This window comes from Candidatus Kuenenia sp., assembly GCF_039794105.1.
Classification (GTDB): domain Bacteria; phylum Planctomycetota; class Brocadiia; order Brocadiales; family Brocadiaceae; genus Kuenenia.
Window position 1 is genome coordinate 232,043 of record NZ_JBDIWA010000002.1, and the last position, 20,127, is coordinate 252,169.

A 20,127-nucleotide genomic window follows, 5' to 3' on the forward strand; every position below is an offset into this window, starting at 1 on the left:
CTGCCGTCTAACAATGATTATACAGTCTGTATAAAACGGCAAATACAGACTGTTTCAGTATATATAAGAAGTTGCCGTATCTTCTTATAACGCATTGTAACTTATTTTTTATAAAGCCTTTGTGTATTTTTTTGTTTTTGTTCATTCCGGTTTATACAGTCTGTATAAACCAACCTACAACCTATCGACTGGACTTTGGACACCGTGACCACCTTTGTTCAAGACATGAATGCAGATCATCGTTGTGCTGACGTCTTTGTGGCCAAGAAGTTCCTGGATGGTACGAATATCAGTAACAATTCACCCACCCCTTAATCCCCTCCCAAGAGGGGACTTTTTATATTCCCCTCTTGAGAGGGGTGTGTGTCCTTTTCAAATACTGGAACAACCCAGAAGGTATGAACTGTTACGTGTTTTTCCATCTGTTCCCCTGCGGAAAGACCCATTGCCAGTGCCAATCGGCTGGCGCGTTGGGATACTTGCGATCCAAAGCATCGGGCATCTGCACCCATCCCCAGCCTTCGGCAAGGTCTCTCTCATGGACAGTTCTGGCCTTTAGCATATGATCTTGAAGTGGTTTCTTAAGCAATTCAGGAAGCATCGTTTTCCAGTATTTCGCTCCTTTGCCGTTGCATACAGGGATTTCATTGCGGGTAAAATCAATGTCCTGTACGCGCAACTCAAGGAAATTGCGTTTCCCCGGAAATGGAAGGATGTTAGCACAAAAATGAAGAAGAATGCAAACTCTTTTCCGTATTTTCCGTTTACGAACCGGTCATCATGCCGCTTTAGCGGCACCCAGAAACGATGAAAATGTGTCTGGGGCATGCGTATATTGGAGACCGCTCTGGAACCTCCAGGAAGCATGAAGGACTGTGAGTGGATTGCGCAATTGCTTCAGGCATGGGTTGTTGAACTCCAGTTTTGTACCGCCAACCCCTATTCTTTCCATTTTTTCGCATATTGTTGTAAAATAATAAATATTTACTTTTAAAATCATTACACCTTTGCTAAATTACTCTCTAAACCGGAGGAGGGTTATGTGAAAAAAACAATTATCATTATTTCTATTATTGTTATTACCGCGTTGTTAATTGAGCTATACGTTTATTATAAACATCATTAGGCAAATGAAAGGAGTTGCATAACGTGTCTGAAGAAAGAAGGGTTTCTCCAAGATTTGGGACTAACTTTCCTGTCACATTGTATGTAGATGGCAATACTTTTCCCGCGAATAGCATAAATTTGAGTGAACGGGGGGTGTGTTGCGAGACCACAGAATATTTGCCCTCTTTTACGCCGGTTAAGATAACACTTGAGCTGCCTGTTAAGAACGAAACTGTTGAGGGCTTTGGAATAATTGTGCGCGTTAGAAATGGAATGTATGCCGGGGCGAAGGGAAAAACATATCTGACCAGTATACATTTTGAAGACATTGGCGCCTATGAAAGACAAAAAATAGCAACGTATCTTTCTGAAGCCGGCAATATTAATGTGGGATAGAATTGCACCGGCAAGCGCCTATTTTGGAAAAATGCTTACAAACGATCCGGAGATGATATTAACATTGAAGACGGCTTTAAAAGGAGAAGTATACAATTGACAATCAATTTTGAATCTGTACAAAACTCGCCCATAAATATCGATAACGCCAGAAAAAAATTACTGCTAGCACTTATAGAAAGATCGTTTAAGTATAATGAAAGGCCTGTTTTCAAGCTTACCTCCGGAAAGACAAGCAATTATTATATTAATTGTAAGGCGACAACCCTTAATCCATCCTCAATGTTGCTTATTGGCAGTCTTTTTTATGAAAAAATCAGACATCTTGACGTAGATGCCATAGGCGGCCTAACCCATGGCGCTGACCCCATAGCATTTGCAACCTCAATGGTAAGCGCTATGTCAGAAGCCAGAGGCCAGAGGTCAGAGACCGGAGATCAGAGGTCAGGTCTCAGATCAAAACCAATTCAGGCATTTGTTATAAGGAAGGAAGCCAAATCACACGGGCTTATGAAGGTTATTGAGGGCAATGTGTCGGAAGGCGATAAGGTGGTGATTGTGGACGATGTGGTTACCACAGGGGGTTCTACTATTCAGGCCATAGACAGGGCAAGAGAACACAAACTTGAAATTGTTAAGGTAATTGCGCTTGTAGACAGGCAGGAAGGCGGCAGGGAGAATATAGAAAAGAAAATGGTTATATTTGAATCCCTCTTTACGCGGGATGAATTGATTGGCACTTATAAAAACAAACCGTAACCGCCCTTCGGAGTGAGAGATAAAGCCAGAGTGAAAGTTTTCGCTCTCACTCTGGCATTATCTTTATCTCCGACAGGGCGGTTACACATTAAATCTGAAATGAACGATATCGCCGTCTTTCATGACGTAGTCTTTGCCTTCCAGCCGCAAAAGCCCTTTTTCTTTTATCTTTTGTTCGGAACACAGGGCGATAAGATCGTTATAATTATAAATTTCCGCACGGATAAAACCCCGCTCGAAATCCGAGTGAATTACCCCTGCCGCCTGAGGCGCTTTTGTGCCTTGAAGGATAGTCCATGCCCTTATTTCCTTTGGTCCGGCGGTAAAATAGGTAATCAATCCCAGCAATTGGTATGTTTCCCGGATAAGCTTTTCGAGTCCCGATTCCTGCAGCCCCATTTCTTCGTAATACGACCTTCTTTCGGAAGGTTCCATTTGCGCAATTTCTGATTCGATATCTCCGGAAATTACGACAAACCCGGAGTTTTCTTTTTTTGAAAACCCGGCAATGGCGTCGATGTATTTTTTGTCCTGTTCTATGTCAAAGATATTTGCCACATATAATACGGGTTTCGACGTGATTAAATGCAGGTCTGCAATGTCGGCTTTTTCCTCATCTGTCAAACACAATAACCGTACCGGTACGCCATTGTTCAGGGAGTTTTTCACCTTTTTCAGAACATCAATAGTTGCCAGGTTTTTTTTGTCCCCGGTCTTTGCTAGTTTTTCGCTCCTGGTTAATCTTTTATCGACCGTTTCAATATCCGCCAGGATCAGTTCTGTATTAATAATGTCGATATCCCTTTCCGGGTGAACACTACCTTCAACATGGATGGTATCGCTTTTTTCAAAACAGCGCACTACATGCAATATGGCATTTACGTTTTTAATATGTCCCAGAAACTGATTCCCCAGTCCCTCGCCCTTGCTTGCCCCTTTTACCAGCCCTGCAATGTCAACGAATTCAACTATTGTAGGGACAATTTTTTCCGTTGGTATTATTTCCGCTATTTTATCCAAACGTATATCCGGCACCGATACCACGCCCACATTGGGGTCGATTGTGCAGAAGGGATAATTTGCAGATGCTGCCTTGGCAGATGTTAGCGCATTAAAGATGGTAGATTTCCCAACGTTTGGCAAACCTACGATACCACAGTTTAAACCCATTTTTTATCCCCATTTTTAAATGTAGAGACGCATGCAATGCGTCTCTACAAGAATATTGAAATTCCTGAACGTTGTATTTATTAAAAACATACAATTTGCAAAAGTATATACTACCTGTAATTTATCCTTTTCGCAAATTTGGATAACTATAGGGACTTTATGGGGTTTTCTCAATAAAAAATTTGAAAATTATCGATATGATAGTTATTTACCGTAGAAAAGGCGGCTCTTATATTATATTGACAAGAAAATATGCGTGCGTTAAACTTCAACACGAATAAAAAAACGATTATTTATGATTATATCTCCGCCAGATATCTGCGTTAAAACTGTTATCGGTTAACCCGTGACGGTATAATATGTTCATTAAACACCTTTCCGATTTTTATAAAAGATACCTGTTTGCCCTCCTTATTATTGTTTCTGTAGCAATCCATGGCCTTTTTTTTTTCTTTTCTCCACATGGAAATCAGTTATTAAGCATCAGGTCGCTCAGAGATAGTTTTGTGCGCGAACCGGATGAGTTCACAATTACATTTGACCTGGAAAGTAAGGACGATAAAAAAGAACTCACGGCGGCTGAAGTATTGAAGGAAAAAAGCCTATTAGAAAAGGAAAAGAAGTATAAGACATTTACCGATACTTCTAAAAACAAAGAAGAGGAGGAACCCTCCGCAGAAACGGACAGGATTGGTGAAAAAGGGGCATTCGCAAAAGGCAAAAACCCGGATGACACAAGTGTGTTTAACAACGAACCATACGCAGGTGGACAATCAAAGGTTCCTTTGCTGGGAAAAGGCGAACAGGGCATTTCCATTGAAGACCAGCGGCAAAACCAGGCGCAGAAAACGGTTGAAAAGTCTGGCAGTAAGGAAGAGAGAGTTGTAGAAAACAATGCTGCCAAGGAATCTCGGCAGGCAGAAAGAAATCCTGCTCTCCAGAAAGAACAAATTGACTCCATAGGTATGCAGCAGGAAAGGGTTGACGTAAAAGAATACAAAAGAGTGCCATCCGCGGGAAAGGCAAATGAAACCGATAAAACCACTACCCTGACGGATACCGATGGAAAAGAACTGCAGAAACAAACGTTAGCGGCAGAAGCCGGCGTGAGACAGGAAAGATTCCCCGAGGAAATTTCCCGCCAGGAGGGGATACATGTTCTGGAAGAAACAAGGAATATTAAAAATGCATCAAAAGTGGAAAAAGGTGAGTTGTTACCAGAGCCGCAAGAGCTGCAAGGCATAAGGAAAAATGAATTAACAAAAGAAACGGGACAAGAGAGAAAAGACCATGTAATTCCGCCGCCCTCAGGAACATACGGCATTACACAGCAAAATATAAGAGAAACCGCCGCGGAAAGCCAGAAGGTTGTAACAAAAAAGGAGCAGCCCAAGGCCTCCTTTAATGTTGACGCCAAGGATGAAGGCTCTGGCAATGATCCGGTGTTGTTTGAAGATACGCTGTCGAATGCGGAAATTCCAGGGGCGCCGTCTTTTAACGTTAAACAACACAAGTATGCGGCATATTTTAAACATATACGGCAGAGAATATCATTGTATTGGTTTCTGGGATATGGCACACGGGCAGAGATTAAACTGGAAACGAACAAAGACAAGCCGATTATTATCGAATTTAAAGTGTTGCCAAATGGTGCTATCGAAGGGGTAAAAATTGTGGAGGATGCGGGCAATTTTCAACTTGCCTCGCGTATTGTTTCTTCGATTAAGAGCGCTTCTCCGCTGGACCCCTTTCCCGCGCACATTAAGGAAACATCTATTGATGTAAGGTTTAATTTTTATTTTTTCTAATTATTCAGAAAAATACGTAACAGGAGGAATTGTAATTTGGAATGGCTATTGGGAGCAGGACCGATAATGATACCATTATTGGTATGTTCGGTGTTTTCACTCGCAATTATTATGGAGCGGTCAATTAATTTAAGAAAGAGCAAGGTGCTCAAACCTGAAATAATACAGACAATAGAAGCAATAAAAAGCCCGAAGGACATACCGTTTGCAATCTCAAAATGCGAGGTAATAGAAGGCCCTTTTTCTAATCTTTTGCGGCGTATTCTTTCGAACAACCACCTCACGCGGGAAGAAAAGTTTATTGATATCCAGGCCATGGGAAGGCAGGAAACAAGGGTGCTTGAAAAGCGTCTTTGGCTTTTGGAGGTTATCTCCGCAATCGCTCCCTTGCTGGGGTTGCTGGGTACCGTATTAGGGCTGGAAGATATTTTCGCCATTATCTCTGAACTGGGTCTTGGACATGCGAAAGCGTTTGCCGGAGGCCTCGCGGTTGCCATACGTACAACGGTGTTTGGCCTGTGTATTGCAATTCCTTCTTTGGTTGCATATAATTATTTTGACAGGAAGGTGGATGGCTATGTCCGTGAAATAGAAGAATATTCCCTCACCATTCTTAACAAGCTTTATCCGCCGGAAGTATAGAGAAAAGATATTTTTTGTTTGGAGTTATAATAAAGGGGCTTTTCAGAAAAGAATTAAAGGAAGACAAGACATCGAAAACAAGTTTTAGGAAAAGGATAGATTTTATGAAGTTGCCATTAATTATCGAAATTCAATATTCAATGTAAAAGAATAGAGGCAAATGAGCAACAATTTGAGAATTGAATATTGAATATTGAATATTGAATATTTTTCCCTGTCTGCAGAACTTGGGAAAGAGCATTTCGCTTTTTCAAAAGACTAAAGTGTTACCCATATTTTGAATTATCCCGGGGCAAAACGAACAGTGGTTATTCCAGAGTACGAAGAAGTAGACGTAGAAATAATCAAAAACTAATTTTGTTTTGGAAAGAGGGCTGACAAATGAAATACCCGGTAGTGGTGCATAAAAGTGAATATGGATATGATGTGCATTGTCCAATCTTCCCTGGCTGCCACAGCCAGGGAGATACTTTAGAAGATGCTCTGGAAAACATTAAAGATGCGATTCATACATATTTAACAATGCTTGCCGAGGAAAACAAAGGCGCTATTTATGAGGTAGAGGTAAATGCCTGATGCTATTTACTGATATTTCTTCCGATCGTGCAGTAAATGCATTTTCTAAAGCCGGTTTTAGAATTATTACGCAGGGAAAACATATTGGTATGTCAGATGGTAAACGCAAAATAACGATACCACGCCATAAAAGGATTAACCCATATACATTGAAATCAATAATAAAAGATGCTGGTTTGTCTGACGAAGAATTCAAAGAGTTAGTCTAAATAACAAAAGATTTTTTAATTGCATATTAAATAAAAACCCAGGTTAGGCTTGCAACTTTTCAATCTTATTCCCTCCGAATGGGAATAAATGTGGGCTTCGGGTTGCAAATCCGAAGCCGTAGAAATTTGGTAATTAAACAATGAGATTCAGAGAAAAAACTCCTTCAAAATCATTTATTAATCTTACTCCATTGGTGGATATGTTGTTCATTATCCTTTTATTCTTTCTGGTTACCTCAACCTTTATAGATCAGCCGAATATTCAACTGGAACTTCCCACGACAAAACACACACCAACCAGCAAAGTAGATGAACAAGTATTAACTATTTCCCGTGACGGAAGATTATTTTTCCAGAATGAACCTGTTGAAAGAAAAAAACTTATACAGGTATTGAAGAAGGCTTTTTCTCAACAAACGGAAAAGACCCTTGTTTTGCGGGCGGACAAAAATGTTCCCTATGGACTTGTCGTTGACGTAATGGATGCCGCCAAAGGGGCTGGTCTGAAAAAGATAGTCGCTCCTACTGTTGTTGACCCTGAAAAACAATCATAGTGGAATTTTGTTTGCGGCTTGTTTCATTCTATTATAAAATACGCGTGTACTGGTGAGAGGAAACTATCAGCCGGTTAAAAAAGATTGAAGCTGCTGATTTCACAAAGTATCGATATTTTTATCTGTACAATCAGTGGTTTCGAAAATTTCTTCTCACGTTGACTTATTTGTGAAGATAAATCGCATAGAAACTATTTAATGAACTTGTCAAACTCAGGAGTATGAAACGATGCATAAAAAGAAATTTGTAAAAAGCAAATGCGTAACGTGTAAACAATGCATGATAGAGTGTGCGGTGAGGCATTCATCGTCCCGAAACCTTTATGACGCTTTTACTGAAAACCCGAAATCACAGTATCGTTTGCAAGTGTCTATCAGGAAAGATCATCCCTATATGACGGTATGCCAGAATTGCGCAAAACCAAAGTGCCTGGCGTCCTGTGAATATGGGGCAATTACGAAATATGAGGATGGAAATGTTGTAATTGATACTGCAAAATGTGTCGGGTGTTGGGAGTGTGTAAGCGCTTGTCCGTTTGGCGCCATTACTAAAAATACAGAACTTAACTACGCTTTTAATTGTGATGATTGCAAGGGATTCGATACGATGGCTTGTGTTGAGGCTTGTAAAACAGGGGCTCTTGTTTACACAAAATAGCCTGAATTTATATACAACGCGATAGTTCTGCATTCTTTTTACAGGGGATAAACGGTATCCATTGTTTTTAGCCCTTTCTTACCCATGCTATAGAGTGGCGTAACAGCTTTTATTATAAAAAGTCCTGCTGCCTCTATTTCCGGCATCGCCGTTTATGTGACCTGTAACTGGTAAGAATCTTTGTATTGTTAAAACAAAATGCCTTTTGTTATATAACAAAGAGCATTTTCATAACTTCGCTTCCTCATCACCGCGTGTGTTTTCCATTTCCGTATGTTATACATAGTTTGTTTAATAAGAAATGTGCTAAAAACAAATCGCTTTTCTGCATTTAACGACATGGTTTTGTAGTAGTCTTATCGTTATTATTTGTTTGAAATTTGTTGTTTTGACCAGGCGCTTTGGTGCTTTTTTTTAATAACAAACAGGGTAATTTAATGTAGCGCTTCCCTATGCTTAAAAAACACAGCAAATTTTTTGAATCATTGTTGTTGCTTGCCGATTGGTGCGCCCTGTCCGTTTCATGGATAACCGCTTATTATTTACGCTGTTATGCTGAAATTATCCCCGTATATAAGGGTATCCCTCCTCTCAAAAACTACATCATTTTATTAATTTTTATGATTCCCCTTTGGGGAATTGTATTTAAGACATTTGGTTTATATCGTCCCCGCCGGGTTTCTACTAAATTATCAGAGATTATAGATATTGTGAAGGCGTCTACTTTTGCAACATTAATGCTCATTTCCCTGACGTTTCTTTTCCGTCAGGATGAGTTTTCCAGGGTAATATTCCTCTTTTTTTGGATTATTAGCATCGTTTTCCTGTGCTTTACAAGGGTAATATTCAGGAAATTTTTGCGGTTTATACGGCATAAAGGCTTTAACCAAAGATACGCATTGGTTGTTGGTACGGAAAAACTGGGACAAGAACTTACAAGCAAATTAAGAAAACATTTGGAACTGGGCATACAGGTAGCTGGATTTGTGTCAGACGATGCAAACGGTATCGGCAAAAAAATAGCCGGAATAGAAGTTATAGGTAAATTTTCTGACATTCGTGATTTAATTGCCCGGCATAATATTGATATTGTTTTTATCACATTGCCCTTTCATTCACATTACCAATTAAAAGAGGTATTAGAGCATATTGGCGATGAAATGGTTACTATCATGGTATTGCCAGATCTTTTTGATTTTGTGACATTACGCGGAAATGTTAGTGAATTTGAGGGCATGCCTCTTATAAGCCTGCGCGATACACCACTTTACGGGTGGAGTGTTATTTTGAAGAGGACATTGGATGTTGTTTTTGCCACAATTGTGCTGATCGTAGCAGCCCCAATTATGTTAACAATAGCAATAGGAATTAAACTCACCTCGGAGGGGCCTGTCTTCTATAAACAGGAAAGGATGGGGTTGGATGGAAGACTTTTTAACCTGCTTAAATTCAGGACGATGTACATAAATGCGGAAGAACAAACCGGCCCGGTCTGGACAAAGAAAAACGACTCCAGGTGTACTAAAATCGGGAGACTCTTAAGAATGGTAAGTTTAGACGAATTGCCGCAATTTTTTAATGTGTTGAGGGGGGATATGAGCATTGTCGGGCCGCGTCCTGAAAGGCCTGTTTTTATAAAGAATTTCAGAAATACCACACCAAAATATATGTTACGACACAAAATGAAGGCTGGAATTACCGGATGGGCGCAAGTTTGCGGTTTCCGCGGTAATACTTCCCTTGAAAAACGGATAAAATACGATCTATACTACATCGAACATTGGTCGATGAAATTTGATTTGAAGATTATCTGGCTTACCTTATGGCGCGGTTTTATCAACAAACATGCCTATTGATTATGGAACACAGCTTTAAAAAAGTCCTGCTACGTTGCTTTTTTCTTTGCGTAATTTATGGAGGTTTCTCTTTTACGGATAAGGGCAATGTTGCTTTTCACGTATCCGCGGAAGACCATATTCCTGACCATGTATGGGAAATTGAACCGGAGAAAAAAGGCATTGCAGGCACTATTCTTGACATTGCCACTGAGTCCTGCCAGGGAATAGACAAAACACATTACCTTAAACAATTAGAGGAAATATGCGAAATCATAAAAACCTCTGTGGGAAAAAACAAAGCGCCGGAGTATATCATCAGTACGATAAATACCATTCTTTTTGATACGTTCGGGTTCCAATATGTACAAGCGGGAGATATTGAACATATATTTCTAAATAAGGTATTGGACAATAAAATGGGCAACTGTGTTGGATTATCCCTCCTGTATCTTTGCATAGCAGAGAATCTCCAATTGCCGGTTTATGGGGTAAGTGTGCCGGAACATATGTTTGTGCGATATGATAACGGAAGTTATAAAATAAACATAGAAACAGGTTATAACGGACTTTCCATGCCTGATAGTTATTACATAAACGTTCCCGGAAAGGCTATCTCAGAAAAAAGTATTAAGAATGGATATTATTTGAAAAACCTTACCGTGGATGAGGTGCTTGCCAGTGTTTATTTAAATCGTTCCCTTATTCAAAAACAAAAAGGCAAATTTAAAGATGCATTGCATGACGTGAATAAAGCTATGGCATTGCGTGATACCGATGCAGTTGCTTTTTGTGATAGAGGTGTACTCCACGAAAAACTTGGCAATAATGAGCAGGCAATAGCAGACTATAACAGGGCGGTTGATTTGAATCCGGATTATGCGCCGACGTATTATAACCGGGGGTCTTATTATGCCAAAATGGAAAATATTGATACTGCCATAATGGATTATAACAAGGCAATATCATTAGACCCCGGCTCAAAATTGGCGTATTATAACAGAGGCATCGCATTCTATTTAATTGGACAAATAGAATCAACAATACACGATTTAAGCATGGTGATAACTTTTGACCCGGCATATGCCCCTGCTTACGCAGCGAGGGGACTGGCATACGCCGAATCAAATGAACCGGAAAAAGCGTTAAAAGATTTTAATAAGGCATTGGAACTTGATTCCGGCAACGTAGATATTTACATGAAAAGAAGCATCCTTCATGCCGATGCGATGCGTTACGAAGAGGCGATACAGGACATAACTACCTTTATTGAATCTGTTCCTGAAAATGCCTTTGCATATTACATAAGGGCAAAGGCGTATCGAGGAAGCGGGCGTTTCAGGGAGTCTCTTGAAGATTTTAACAAAATGATAGCATTGAAACCAACGCTTGCAGGTGTTTATTATGAACGCGCACTTGTAAAAAAAATATTAGGAATGCCTTCTGAAGCCATTTCTGATTTTAATACCTCCATAGAACTCTTTCCTTACAATCCCCTTGCCTATCTTCACCGTGCAAATACTCACCGTGATTTAGCATGTAAAGAAAAAGCGTTAAAGGATTATGTAACCTACTTAAAGCTTAATCCCGAAGCGCCAGATGCCGATGAAGTCAGGGAAAACATAAAAAATCTGAAAAAATAAAAAAAACAGGATGCCCTCCCCCTTTTACCGCACCATAAAAATCTTTATAAATGTGACAAACATCATATTCATAAATAAATATTTTTTATACAATGACGAATAGTGAAACAGGCATAACACATAAATAAGTCATACTGTCATTGATTAAAGAAATACGTGTTTATTGTTTATTCACGCTATTGACCATGCCTTAAATTATCGCTGGATGAGCAATAATAAAGGCAGTTTCCATGAATGTTTGGCACAAGCATTGCGCATTTGCTAATTATCATCGATAATTGTTTAAAAATTAGCGATGAATAATAAGAATTGTGAAAACTATGTCTGCTATTTTGATATATTCAAAAGCAGAGAGTACATTTTCTAAATTTTCACCATGTGCATTGAAATTGTATCGTTTTTAATGTTATAGAAGAAGATGGGGGATTTATATGTTATCAGAAAAGATTATTACACAGGACGTATTTGGCCCAAATATAGATTCAAAAGATTATTCTACTATGAAACATACTATAGAAAATGTGGTAAAAAGGGGGGTTGATATTGCCTGTAGTCTGTTTTTTATAATGCTTTTTTCTCCAATATTTTTCTTTGTTGCAGTTTTAATCAAAGTGGATAGTAAAGGCGCTGTTTTTTTTAAACAAAAACGCTGCGGAAAAAATGGTAAAGAATTTTTTATGTTAAAATTCAGAACCATGGTTGATGATGCCGAGATTTTGAAAAAAAATCTTCTTAATGAAATGGAAGGGCCGGTATTTAAAATAAAAAAAGACCCAAGGATTACAAGAATCGGATTATTTCTTAGAAAATGGAGCTTTGATGAATTGCCACAGTTTATTAATATTTTAAAAGGTGAAATGAGCCTGGTGGGGCCAAGGCCTTTGGCGAAAGAAGAAATGGCAGGCTACGACCTCTGGAAAAATATAAGGCTTACGGTAAAACCCGGACTGACAGGTTTGTGGCAGATTTATGGCAGACCTACCGGGAAATTCGGCGATTGGATAAAATATGATATAGCGTATGTACGTAACAGATCAATATTTCTGGATATTAAAATTATCTTTTTGACCTTGTTTGCAGTATTGAGCAAAAAAGGCGCATGCTAAACAATGCAAAGTCATTTAATTTTTAAGTCTTGGGGGGGAGGCAATTTAACCAGTAGTATCATTTTTTAATTTTCTATATCGTTCAAATGCCTTTTTTGCTTCTTCTTTCATACCTTTTTTTTCGTATAAGTTGCCTAAATTGTTTAATATTTCAACGGTGTTTGGCTGTATTTCCAATACTTTTGAATATTCATAGATAGCACTATCTAACAGCTCTTTTTCTTCATAAATACGTGCCAGCGCTAGATGCAAGGTTGCATGTTTTGGGTTGATTGTTATTGCGCGTTTTAAAATTATAATAGCATTTTCCGACATATTTTCCTGGTTGTATGCTATTCCTAGACATAAATACGATCTTAAATTGTTTTTGTTGAGAGATACCGCGTTTTCCCACTGTTCTATTGCTTTTTCATATTGACCGTTATAATAAGAAACAAGCCCCAATTCAAAGTAAGTGTTTGAGTTTAAGCTGATATTCAGTTTCTCAATATTTTCTAATTTTTCTTTTATTGCAACAAGTTTTTTGAGGGTATTGGCGTCTAATGTTTTATTTTGAGTTTCAGGTAGAATCAATGAAGATATGAAGGCCTTTTTCCTTTCTGCAGAGAGGGCATTTTCCAGTGCCTCTTTTTCTTTTTCAATAAAACCAACTGATTTATCAAAAATATTCGTAAGTTCAAAATTTTTGTCCTTCAGTAAGGATATTTTCTGCTCAAGCCTTGTCGTTTTCTTTTCACTTTCTTTTTTAATAGCAGTTATTTCCAATAAATGCTCTTCTCTGAATTTTTGTTCTAATTCCTTCATCTGTTTTTCGTGTTCTTTTTTTGAAAAATAATCACCTTCATAAGAAGCAAGTTTTTCATCATATTCCTTTATCTTTTCCTTATAAAAAGACCTGGGAATGTATTCATTTTTTAATTTTTCCTCATACTCGGCAATTTTTGCTTCGAACGCATTTTCATCGATCTTTTGCTGTTTCATGCGTAAAAATTTTAACGTCTTTATTTGTTCATCCTTTTCTAAGAGCAGTTTTTCATAATAAGGTTTTTCTTTAAGAAACCAATAGCAACAAAGGGAAACAACACAAATTGCAAAGATACTTCCGATAATCAAAGAAATCTGTTTATTTGTCCTGATAAAGGATGGTTTTTCTGCGATTGATGCAGTTTTTTTAAATTTATCAAGGTATTTGGAAATATTAAAAGAGATGAATTTCATGGTTGGAAAGCGCTTTGTTTTTATTTTGTAAAAACTGCAAATCGAATATTAGCAATTAGTCCCTGTTTGTTTATCAGGGGGATAATAAGTCAATCCTCAATCGGCAATTTGCAATTTGCCGATTACCGACTGTAGACTGATACGGTTGGCCTTTTATTATTCAGTTAAAATCATTTTTTTTGTTTATCATGAGAACATCAGCTTCTTCACGCGTCATAGGAACAATTTCCATTATTTTCGCAGGTGTTCCATTGTTCGATTTTCTCACAGCCACTTTTGTCTGTGGAAGAAATTGTGATTTCCCGTATCTCGCTGCGATACGCGCTGAAGTGTGAATTTTTTCTTCCGTAATTTCACCGCGAACCAACGTGATCGGACCTGGCACATCAATCAAATTTAACAGATAATCGCCGGATTTAAAAAGGGCGGCTATTCTTTCATTTTCCGCTTCGTTCCTTCCTACAATGGCTTTTGTTGTATTATCTATTTTAAAATGCCTTCCCACCTTCAGAAGATTAACATCATTTACATCGGCATCGGATGTCTCTATCAAATCTCTCATGCGGTGCGCGAATTCCGGGTCAGTAAGCAAACATCCTCCGGCAGAACAAGGATAATCTTTGATCTCAAAAACATCTGCCAGTTGTATTTGCTCTTTCCTGGAACGTCCTCTGATTTGAAGCAGCTTTTCTCGGTCCACAAGCCCGAGTTTTTCAGGGATAGTCGGTTCCATATGCTTTGCGCACAATGGTCTCAATACCAGTCCGGTAAGGTTTGCCTCTTTATCAATAATCCTCATAGCTTCCTTTCGCTGGGACATAGGTCTTTGTCCCAGTACCTCCCCGGTAATAATAAAATCTGCGCCAATTTCGCGCATGTAGTCTCCCGCCGCACGGAAAATATTAATCCTGCAATCGATACACGGATTCATGTGTTTCCCATATCCATGTTTTGGTTTTTTCACTATTTCCAAAAATCGATCTGTGGTATTAATTACCTTAATCGGTATTCCAAATTTTTCTGAAACTTTTACTGCTTCCAATTTGCAACTGCCATGTGAAGTACAGCGGCAAAAAACTGTGACAAAGTTCAGCGCTATAACCTCAATACCTTGCTCCTGAATAACGTGTATCGCCAAAGTGCTATCTAAACCACCGGATAATAATGCCAAAGCCTTAGCCAACGTAATGCTCCTTAAAACAGTAAAAAAATAATCTTAACTTTCGTAACACTTTAGTTTTTTGAAAAAGTATGGGCGAAGCATTTGCCCGTTTGGGTATGAACGCATTTATGACAATTTACGGCAAATGCTTCGCCCTACACGACGATTATTGGAATTTTTCAAAAAACTAAATTGTTAAAAACTTTCAAAGTAACGCCTATTGCGGTCTTATTGAAGGGTTTCTTTTCTGACCCAGTTCAGATAATCATTTGAGCCGCGAACTATAGGTGCGGCGATAATTTCAGGCACCTCGTAACTATGCAATTGGCGGATACGGTCTGCAACTCTTTCAAAGAGTTCTTCCTTTGTTTTACAGATCATGAGCGCCTCGTTCTCAAAAGTAACCTTTCCTTGCCATTGAAATATGGATTCAATAGGATTCATTATATTGCAGCAGGCAACTAACCTTTCATCCACTAGTGTTTTACCTATTTCTCTGGCCTCATTTATTGAACCTGCCGTTACAAATACAATTATTGTTTCCGGTATGTTATCAGACAATTTTTTACACTCTCAGTTCTTTTTCTATGGTGCTTTTATTGCATGTACCGCCATATTTCTTAAGGATCAATTCTATTTTTTCACTCTGCGCTTCATCTTCCGTAACGTAGACAAGCGAGCAACGGCAGCCGTTCGGGTTTTTGCAACGGTGATGCGGGGGTTTTATTGAATGATGTATTTCGTGATTGGGTAAAAAATGTTTCCCGTCAAGTTCTTTGCAAATATCACATGTTGAATCGTCCTTTGTTGCAGAATAAAACAAATAAGAAATTTCTTTAACACGATTTGTATTGAAAACATCTCTTTTTTGTTCAGTACGGCTTCTAGTACTCCCCCCCCTTTGTTTCCCCCCCTGCAGACTCTTTTTTAGCGAAAGGTACACCAGATAGATTATGGCAAAGATAATAATAAATCGCAGCATTTCTGGTTTATCCGGTACCTTTTGGTTTTCTCAGCATGAATAAAAAAAGTCCTCCGACAACAAGCACCCCTTGTGTTAGTATGACACTCTTTATCCATATGGCAAAACAGTTCCAGAATAAATCGGCGCCACGAATTTGATCTATTGAGCGCGAAACGCTTACGAATGAATAAAGCGAAATTAGTGTAATAATCAGCGCCATAACAGTTATAATGAGTACTTTTAATCTTGGCTTTATGGTCATTTTTCCTCTCAAAGTTCATTTTTCTCCGAATGTAACGACTATTTCTTCAGAATTATTTTGTTTATCCGCAGATGCATTATTCTTCTTATTTCTCGTTTTCGAGATCAATTTGGCGGCAATATTGTATTCATGGAAAGCGTCATCAATCAAACCGCTTTTATCATAGGCATCTGCTAAATGATAAAGGGTTTGTATATTTTCCGGATCAATACTCAACGCTTTTTTAAACGCTGCTATCGCTTCTGAAAACATATCTTTGTTGGCATATGCCAAGCCAAGATTGAAATGTATTTTAGATGAACCAGGACTCAGTGCGATAAATTTGCTCCACGCCGATATTGCATCATCATAAAGGCCTGTTTGCATATAAACACTGCCTAGTTCTTTGTAAGCCTTGGGGAAATCAGGGTTTGAGGCAATAGCCTTGTTGTATATAAGGATTGCTTTTTCCGGCTGTCCTTTTTCTGCGTATGCCTCTCCAAGTTTGCACAGTGCGTGGATGTTATTCGGGGTGATTCGTATAATATTCTCATATTCGAAAATCGCCTCGTCATAAAGTCCGTTTTCCAGGTAAATATCCGCAAGATTTAATCGGGCGATAATATTGGATGGATCTTTTGCCAGGAGGTTTTTGTATAAATTTATGGCATCATTTACCATCCCCTTCATGGTATAGGTACAACTGAGGTAGTAATAGGACATCAAATCATTAGGATACCCTGCAATGATATTTTTAAATGAAGAGAGGGCGTCGTCAAATAAACCACTCGTATACTGGTTATAACCAATAATGTATCCGGGAGAAATAGCTTTAGTTTCGATTTGGAATTTTTTTTTCGTTACTTCAAGGCTTGCCTCCCTTTTGGCAATTTCTAAATTCTTTTTTGCCACCATATCCTGCGGATTTATTTTTAATGCCCTCTGATGTTCGGCAATTGCCTCTTCAAACAAACCCTTCTTTGTGTATGCAAAGCCCAGATTATCGTGCGCCTTTGAGTAATCAGGATTCAGCTTAATGGCAAGTTTGAATTCTTCTATTGCGCTATCGTATTCTTGTATATTGCAATAGGACACGCCAAGGTTGTTGTGCGACTCTGCAAGGTCAGGATTCAAAGCAATAGCCCTTTTAAATTGGATGATGGCCTCATGAATCATGTCCTTGTCGAAATATTTCGTCCCGAGATTGTTATAATCCATTGCCAGTTGGTATTTTCTTGCTTTACTTTGACTCCCCGTCTCCCCTGTGTGGCTAAAGGAACAGCCAGCACAGAACACTGCAAGGCACATGAAAATCAATGTTTTCTTCAATTGCAAATTCCTTAACAAACAGTAGTTACAGAATAAATTCTTTTCGGCATTTAACAGTAATAGTTATTTTAATCTATAGATAAATACTTTCAAAGTCAATATTAAAAAACAGTGATAGAAAGACATCTCCATGATTTCAAAGTAGGAAAGCGGAATCTTTTTAATGGCATTTACACCTCTCAGTGTCTCTTCGCTGCTGAGTATTTCACAAAAGTTCCATCACTGCATTTCTCAGTGTATTGGTAACATAAATGGTATATTCCCGATCAGTCCTTGAATTATCAAAGGAGAGCGGTTTACCAAATGATATTTTCACGTTCCTGTTTTCAGGATACGATAAGAATCCACGCTTTGGCATAAATCGGTTGCTTCCACTTATTGCCATAGGGACGACCCTTCTTTTTGATTTTAAGACAATAAGCGATATCCCTCTTTTGAATGTCCCCAGTGTGCCATCTTCGCTTCTTGTGCCTTCCGGGAATATCACCAGTGATTTTTGTTTTGCGGTTAACTCATTAATTGCTTTTATGAGACTAGTGTATGCCTTTCTGTCCTCTTCCCTTTTAATAGGTATATGTCCTGAAACGGTCATATATGCGCCCAATACCGGCACGTGAAATATAGCCTCTTTCGAGATAAAACTAAAATTTACCGGAATGTACGCAAGAGAAAGTTTAATATCCATCATGCTTTGATGGTTTGCAATAAAGATGACAGGTTCGTTTTTGGGAATATTTTCCAATCCTTCCAAGGCAACCTTCATACCAATGATCTTAAAAGAAATACGGCTGAAAACCCTTTCCATCGTGTTAAATACCTTTTCTTTATTCTTTGTGTCCATACTGAGAAGTATTGATAGAAATGTGGCAAGCATCCAGGCAAAAACAAATGTTAGCCATGAAAACAGTGTGAAAAATATCTGATAGAGTTTATACATTTGGGTTTGCATTTGATTTCCTTAAGATGATTGCAGTATCACAGGGCATTTTAGGCATTTAGCGCCTAAACATCGACAATTTTTTGCCGATATGTCAAAGCGTCTACATACGAAATTCGAAACAATACCAAAACTCAAAATTCAAATGTTCAAAACCAAGACCATGAGACTGTCCGTTTGCTGTGACCGCAAAACCTGCCTGTTTCGGATTTCCTTTTTGCAGCACTGTCTGCGAAAAGGTTCAGGTGTATTCTTATGGAGGATTATATAATAAAAGCTACGGATACAAGCCTTGGTGTGACAAAATAAAATAGCTACTTCAGGGTAATAAATCCTTTGTTTTTAATATACACCGTGATTGTTTCGTTAGAGCTTAGGTACTCTTCAATAATTCCCATGAATTCAATGACGGAATTGACATTTTTTGTTCCAACTTTGGTAATCAAATCGCCTGGTTCTATGCCTGCATGACCGGCAGGGCTATTATCGTCCACTTCAAGCACCAACACACCTTCTTCTTTTTCCAGCCCAAGCGATCTCGCGATTTCATACGTTACATCATTGACAATCAGCCCTATTGAAAACTTCGAGGGTTCATCTTGTTTTCTAAAAGCGGCATATGTTCTTCCGGAAAGGTCTTCGGGTTGCTGTTCAACTATGGCCGTAAGGATGTTTTCCTTACCATTTCTTATAACTTTAATTATGATACGGGCATCTATCTTCGCATGTCTTATAACGCGTTGCAAATCCAGTGAATTTTTTATAACATCATCATTCATTTCACATATAACGTCTCCGGGAAGGATTCCCGCCTTAAATGCAGGGGTTTCGCTCCATACTTCCATGACAAATACACCCTTGTCATTGACTAAGCCAAAGTGTTTTACCATATCATACTTATTTTCAAAACCAAGCTTCAACGCAAATTCATCGGTAATATCCTGTGTTCCAATACCCAGGTAACCCCTCACGATTGTACCGGTATTTATTATGGTTTCGACTGTCTCTTGCGCGATGCTTGCAGACAGCGCAAAACCCACGCCTTGAAATCCGCCTGAACGGGTGGCAATTGCGGTATTCACACCAATAACTTCCCCTCTTAGATTAACCAATGGTCCTCCACTGTTACCAGGGTTAATGGCCGCATCTGTCTGGAAAAAATCTTCATAGAGAAAGGGAAGCGCTAGCGGTATTACATGTGTTCTTCCTTTGGCGCTGATAATACCCATGGAAACTGTTTGCTGAAATCCGAAAGGATTGCCAATAGCAATAACCCAATCGCCTACCTGTACCTCTTCAGGGTCGCCAAACCTTGCCGGCATAAATCCTTCACCATCGATTTTTATGACCGCCAGATCGGTATTTGGATCGATGCCTATGATGGTAATATTATGATATTGCTCGTCGTTATACGTGACCACCGTGATTTCTTCCGGCGAATAATCGCTTATAACGTGATTGTTAGTCAAAATGTAACCGCGTTCATCCACTATTATGCCGGAACCAAGTCCTTTTTTGGGAATTGCACCGGCATGCGGGCCTTGGTCAGGATTTGCCGGTTGGGCGGGATGATTATCCCCCCCATATGCCTTTTTTTCCGTAATAAGGCTTACAACAGAAGGATTCACCAGCGCAGGAACCTTTCGAAATATTTCTATGATTGGTTTTGCGTGTTTTTCGAGTTCGACAAGTTCCTGCCTCAACGTCTCTGCATTAATATCCTGATTTGAGAAGACAAACCTATTGCTTGAGAAAAGGAAGAGTGTTAGCGGCAAAACAAGAAAGAGTTTTTTGGTAATTTTCATTTTTATTT

General features: G+C 38.9%; 22 protein-coding genes and 1 pseudogene. 11 read left to right on the forward strand and 12 right to left on the reverse strand.

Annotation, left to right across the window (positions count from 1 at the left end; translation table 11 throughout):
* Positions 1 to 174: 174 nt before the first annotated feature.
* The 3 genes and pseudogenes from ABJL82_RS02590 to ABJL82_RS02600 all read right to left on the reverse strand — a co-directional run.
* Positions 175 to 291, reverse strand: a pseudogene (locus ABJL82_RS02590) (integron integrase); the annotation flags it as partial.
* A gap of 115 nt (positions 292 to 406) precedes the next feature.
* Positions 407 to 679, reverse strand: a complete 273-nt coding sequence (locus ABJL82_RS02595; RefSeq protein ID WP_347273134.1) for a hypothetical protein — start codon at positions 677 to 679, stop codon at positions 407 to 409.
* 99 nt (positions 680 to 778) lie between these two features.
* Positions 779 to 1,000 (reverse strand): hypothetical protein, encoded by a 222-nt coding sequence (locus tag ABJL82_RS02600; RefSeq protein WP_347273136.1) that lies wholly within the window; start codon positions 998 to 1,000, stop codon positions 779 to 781.
* A gap of 149 nt (positions 1,001 to 1,149) precedes the next feature.
* On the opposite strand from ABJL82_RS02600, the gene ABJL82_RS02605 reads away from it, so the two are divergent.
* Positions 1,150 to 1,503 carry a PilZ domain-containing protein gene (locus ABJL82_RS02605; protein WP_347273137.1) on the forward strand — a complete coding sequence of 118 codons (354 nt, stop codon included), beginning with the start codon at positions 1,150 to 1,152 and terminating at the stop codon, positions 1,501 to 1,503.
* 96 nt (positions 1,504 to 1,599) lie between these two features.
* On the forward strand, positions 1,600 to 2,262 hold the full coding sequence (gene pyrE, locus ABJL82_RS02610) for an orotate phosphoribosyltransferase (RefSeq protein ID WP_347273138.1): 663 nt from the start codon (positions 1,600 to 1,602) through the stop codon (positions 2,260 to 2,262).
* 81 nt (positions 2,263 to 2,343) lie between these two features.
* On the opposite strand, the gene ychF is transcribed toward pyrE, so the two are convergent.
* Entirely contained in the window at positions 2,344 to 3,432 is a 1,089-nt protein-coding gene (gene ychF, locus ABJL82_RS02615; protein WP_347273139.1) for a redox-regulated ATPase YchF, read from the reverse strand.
* Positions 3,433 to 3,791: 359 nt separating this feature from the next.
* Here ychF and ABJL82_RS02620 point away from each other — a divergent pair, with 359 nt between their 5' ends.
* From ABJL82_RS02620 to ABJL82_RS02660, 9 genes are all read left to right on the forward strand, one after another.
* Positions 3,792 to 5,240 carry a hypothetical protein gene (locus ABJL82_RS02620; protein WP_347273140.1) on the forward strand — a complete coding sequence of 483 codons (1,449 nt, stop codon included), beginning with the start codon at positions 3,792 to 3,794 and terminating at the stop codon, positions 5,238 to 5,240.
* Between the two features lie 66 nt (positions 5,241 to 5,306).
* Positions 5,307 to 5,882 (forward strand): MotA/TolQ/ExbB proton channel family protein, encoded by a 576-nt coding sequence (locus ABJL82_RS02625; RefSeq protein ID WP_347273141.1) that lies wholly within the window; start codon positions 5,307 to 5,309, stop codon positions 5,880 to 5,882.
* 381 nt (positions 5,883 to 6,263) lie between these two features.
* Positions 6,264 to 6,458: a type II toxin-antitoxin system HicB family antitoxin gene (locus ABJL82_RS02630; RefSeq protein ID WP_347273142.1), complete on the forward strand. Its 195-nt coding sequence runs from the start codon at positions 6,264 to 6,266 to the stop codon at positions 6,456 to 6,458.
* A complete protein-coding gene (locus tag ABJL82_RS02635; protein ID WP_347273143.1) occupies positions 6,458 to 6,667 on the forward strand; it encodes a type II toxin-antitoxin system HicA family toxin in 210 nt (69 codons plus the stop codon). The genes ABJL82_RS02630 and ABJL82_RS02635 overlap by 1 nt, the downstream gene beginning before the upstream one ends.
* Positions 6,668 to 6,807: 140 nt before the next feature.
* Entirely contained in the window at positions 6,808 to 7,221 is a 414-nt protein-coding gene (locus ABJL82_RS02640; RefSeq protein WP_347273144.1) for a biopolymer transporter ExbD, read from the forward strand.
* Between the two features lie 229 nt (positions 7,222 to 7,450).
* Positions 7,451 to 7,879, forward strand: a complete 429-nt coding sequence (locus ABJL82_RS02645) for a 4Fe-4S dicluster domain-containing protein (RefSeq protein WP_347273145.1) — start codon at positions 7,451 to 7,453, stop codon at positions 7,877 to 7,879.
* Between the two features lie 452 nt (positions 7,880 to 8,331).
* Positions 8,332 to 9,735, forward strand: coding sequence for an undecaprenyl-phosphate glucose phosphotransferase (locus ABJL82_RS02650; RefSeq protein ID WP_347273146.1), 1,404 nt, complete (start codon positions 8,332 to 8,334; stop codon positions 9,733 to 9,735).
* A 2-nt stretch (positions 9,736 to 9,737) separates the two neighbouring features.
* Positions 9,738 to 11,357, forward strand: a complete 1,620-nt coding sequence (locus tag ABJL82_RS02655) for a tetratricopeptide repeat protein (protein WP_347273147.1) — start codon at positions 9,738 to 9,740, stop codon at positions 11,355 to 11,357.
* 431 nt (positions 11,358 to 11,788) lie between these two features.
* A complete protein-coding gene (locus tag ABJL82_RS02660; protein ID WP_347273148.1) occupies positions 11,789 to 12,463 on the forward strand; it encodes a sugar transferase in 675 nt (224 codons plus the stop codon).
* A gap of 45 nt (positions 12,464 to 12,508) precedes the next feature.
* Here ABJL82_RS02660 and ABJL82_RS02665 read toward each other — a convergent pair whose 3' ends face one another.
* The 8 genes from ABJL82_RS02665 to ABJL82_RS02700 form a co-directional block, all read right to left on the reverse strand.
* Complete coding sequence (locus tag ABJL82_RS02665) at positions 12,509 to 13,681, reverse strand: tetratricopeptide repeat protein (protein ID WP_347273150.1); 1,173 nt, start codon at positions 13,679 to 13,681, stop codon at positions 12,509 to 12,511.
* A gap of 160 nt (positions 13,682 to 13,841) precedes the next feature.
* The gene (locus ABJL82_RS02670; protein ID WP_347273151.1) at positions 13,842 to 14,864 is read right to left on the reverse strand and encodes a hypothetical protein; all 1,023 of its coding nucleotides are present in this window, start codon (positions 14,862 to 14,864) and stop codon (positions 13,842 to 13,844) included.
* A gap of 207 nt (positions 14,865 to 15,071) precedes the next feature.
* A complete protein-coding gene (cutA, locus tag ABJL82_RS02675) occupies positions 15,072 to 15,404 on the reverse strand; it encodes a divalent-cation tolerance protein CutA (protein WP_347273152.1) in 333 nt (110 codons plus the stop codon).
* 4 nt (positions 15,405 to 15,408) lie between these two features.
* Complete coding sequence (locus ABJL82_RS02680; protein WP_347273153.1) at positions 15,409 to 15,825, reverse strand: phage minor head protein; 417 nt, start codon at positions 15,823 to 15,825, stop codon at positions 15,409 to 15,411.
* A 7-nt stretch (positions 15,826 to 15,832) separates the two neighbouring features.
* The gene (locus tag ABJL82_RS02685; protein WP_347273154.1) at positions 15,833 to 16,069 is read right to left on the reverse strand and encodes a hypothetical protein; all 237 of its coding nucleotides are present in this window, start codon (positions 16,067 to 16,069) and stop codon (positions 15,833 to 15,835) included.
* A gap of 15 nt (positions 16,070 to 16,084) precedes the next feature.
* Positions 16,085 to 17,377: a tetratricopeptide repeat protein gene (locus tag ABJL82_RS02690; RefSeq protein WP_347273155.1), complete on the reverse strand. Its 1,293-nt coding sequence runs from the start codon at positions 17,375 to 17,377 to the stop codon at positions 16,085 to 16,087.
* A 205-nt stretch (positions 17,378 to 17,582) separates the two neighbouring features.
* On the reverse strand, positions 17,583 to 18,326 hold the full coding sequence (locus tag ABJL82_RS02695) for a lysophospholipid acyltransferase family protein (RefSeq protein WP_347273156.1): 744 nt from the start codon (positions 18,324 to 18,326) through the stop codon (positions 17,583 to 17,585).
* Between the two features lie 302 nt (positions 18,327 to 18,628).
* Positions 18,629 to 20,119, reverse strand: a complete 1,491-nt coding sequence (locus ABJL82_RS02700; RefSeq protein WP_347273157.1) for a trypsin-like peptidase domain-containing protein — start codon at positions 20,117 to 20,119, stop codon at positions 18,629 to 18,631.
* Between the last annotated feature and the right edge of the window lie 8 nt (positions 20,120 to 20,127).

What these genes read in the sequence shown, in the direction of transcription:
- ABJL82_RS02600 (WP_347273136.1), bottom strand. Translation starts at nt 1,000, where the DNA reads ATGATTTTAAAAGTAAATATTTATTATTTTACAACAATATGCGAAAAA.
- ychF (WP_347273139.1), bottom strand. Translation starts at nt 3,432, where the DNA reads ATGGGTTTAAACTGTGGTATCGTAGGTTTGCCAAACGTTGGGAAATCT.
- ABJL82_RS02620 (WP_347273140.1), top strand. Translation starts at nt 3,792, where the DNA reads ATGTTCATTAAACACCTTTCCGATTTTTATAAAAGATACCTGTTTGCC.
- ABJL82_RS02625 (WP_347273141.1), top strand. Translation starts at nt 5,307, where the DNA reads ATGATACCATTATTGGTATGTTCGGTGTTTTCACTCGCAATTATTATG.
- ABJL82_RS02630 (WP_347273142.1), top strand. Translation starts at nt 6,264, where the DNA reads ATGAAATACCCGGTAGTGGTGCATAAAAGTGAATATGGATATGATGTG.
- ABJL82_RS02635 (WP_347273143.1), top strand. Translation starts at nt 6,458, where the DNA reads ATGCTATTTACTGATATTTCTTCCGATCGTGCAGTAAATGCATTTTCT.
- ABJL82_RS02640 (WP_347273144.1), top strand. Translation starts at nt 6,808, where the DNA reads ATGAGATTCAGAGAAAAAACTCCTTCAAAATCATTTATTAATCTTACT.
- ABJL82_RS02645 (WP_347273145.1), top strand. Translation starts at nt 7,451, where the DNA reads ATGCATAAAAAGAAATTTGTAAAAAGCAAATGCGTAACGTGTAAACAA.
- ABJL82_RS02650 (WP_347273146.1), top strand. Translation starts at nt 8,332, where the DNA reads ATGCTTAAAAAACACAGCAAATTTTTTGAATCATTGTTGTTGCTTGCC.
- ABJL82_RS02655 (WP_347273147.1), top strand. Translation starts at nt 9,738, where the DNA reads ATGGAACACAGCTTTAAAAAAGTCCTGCTACGTTGCTTTTTTCTTTGC.
- ABJL82_RS02660 (WP_347273148.1), top strand. Translation starts at nt 11,789, where the DNA reads ATGTTATCAGAAAAGATTATTACACAGGACGTATTTGGCCCAAATATA.
- ABJL82_RS02665 (WP_347273150.1), bottom strand. Translation starts at nt 13,681, where the DNA reads ATGAAATTCATCTCTTTTAATATTTCCAAATACCTTGATAAATTTAAA.
- ABJL82_RS02680 (WP_347273153.1), bottom strand. Translation starts at nt 15,825, where the DNA reads ATGCTGCGATTTATTATTATCTTTGCCATAATCTATCTGGTGTACCTT.
- ABJL82_RS02685 (WP_347273154.1), bottom strand. Translation starts at nt 16,069, where the DNA reads ATGACCATAAAGCCAAGATTAAAAGTACTCATTATAACTGTTATGGCG.
- ABJL82_RS02695 (WP_347273156.1), bottom strand. Translation starts at nt 18,326, where the DNA reads ATGCAAACCCAAATGTATAAACTCTATCAGATATTTTTCACACTGTTT.
- ABJL82_RS02700 (WP_347273157.1), bottom strand. Translation starts at nt 20,119, where the DNA reads ATGAAAATTACCAAAAAACTCTTTCTTGTTTTGCCGCTAACACTCTTC.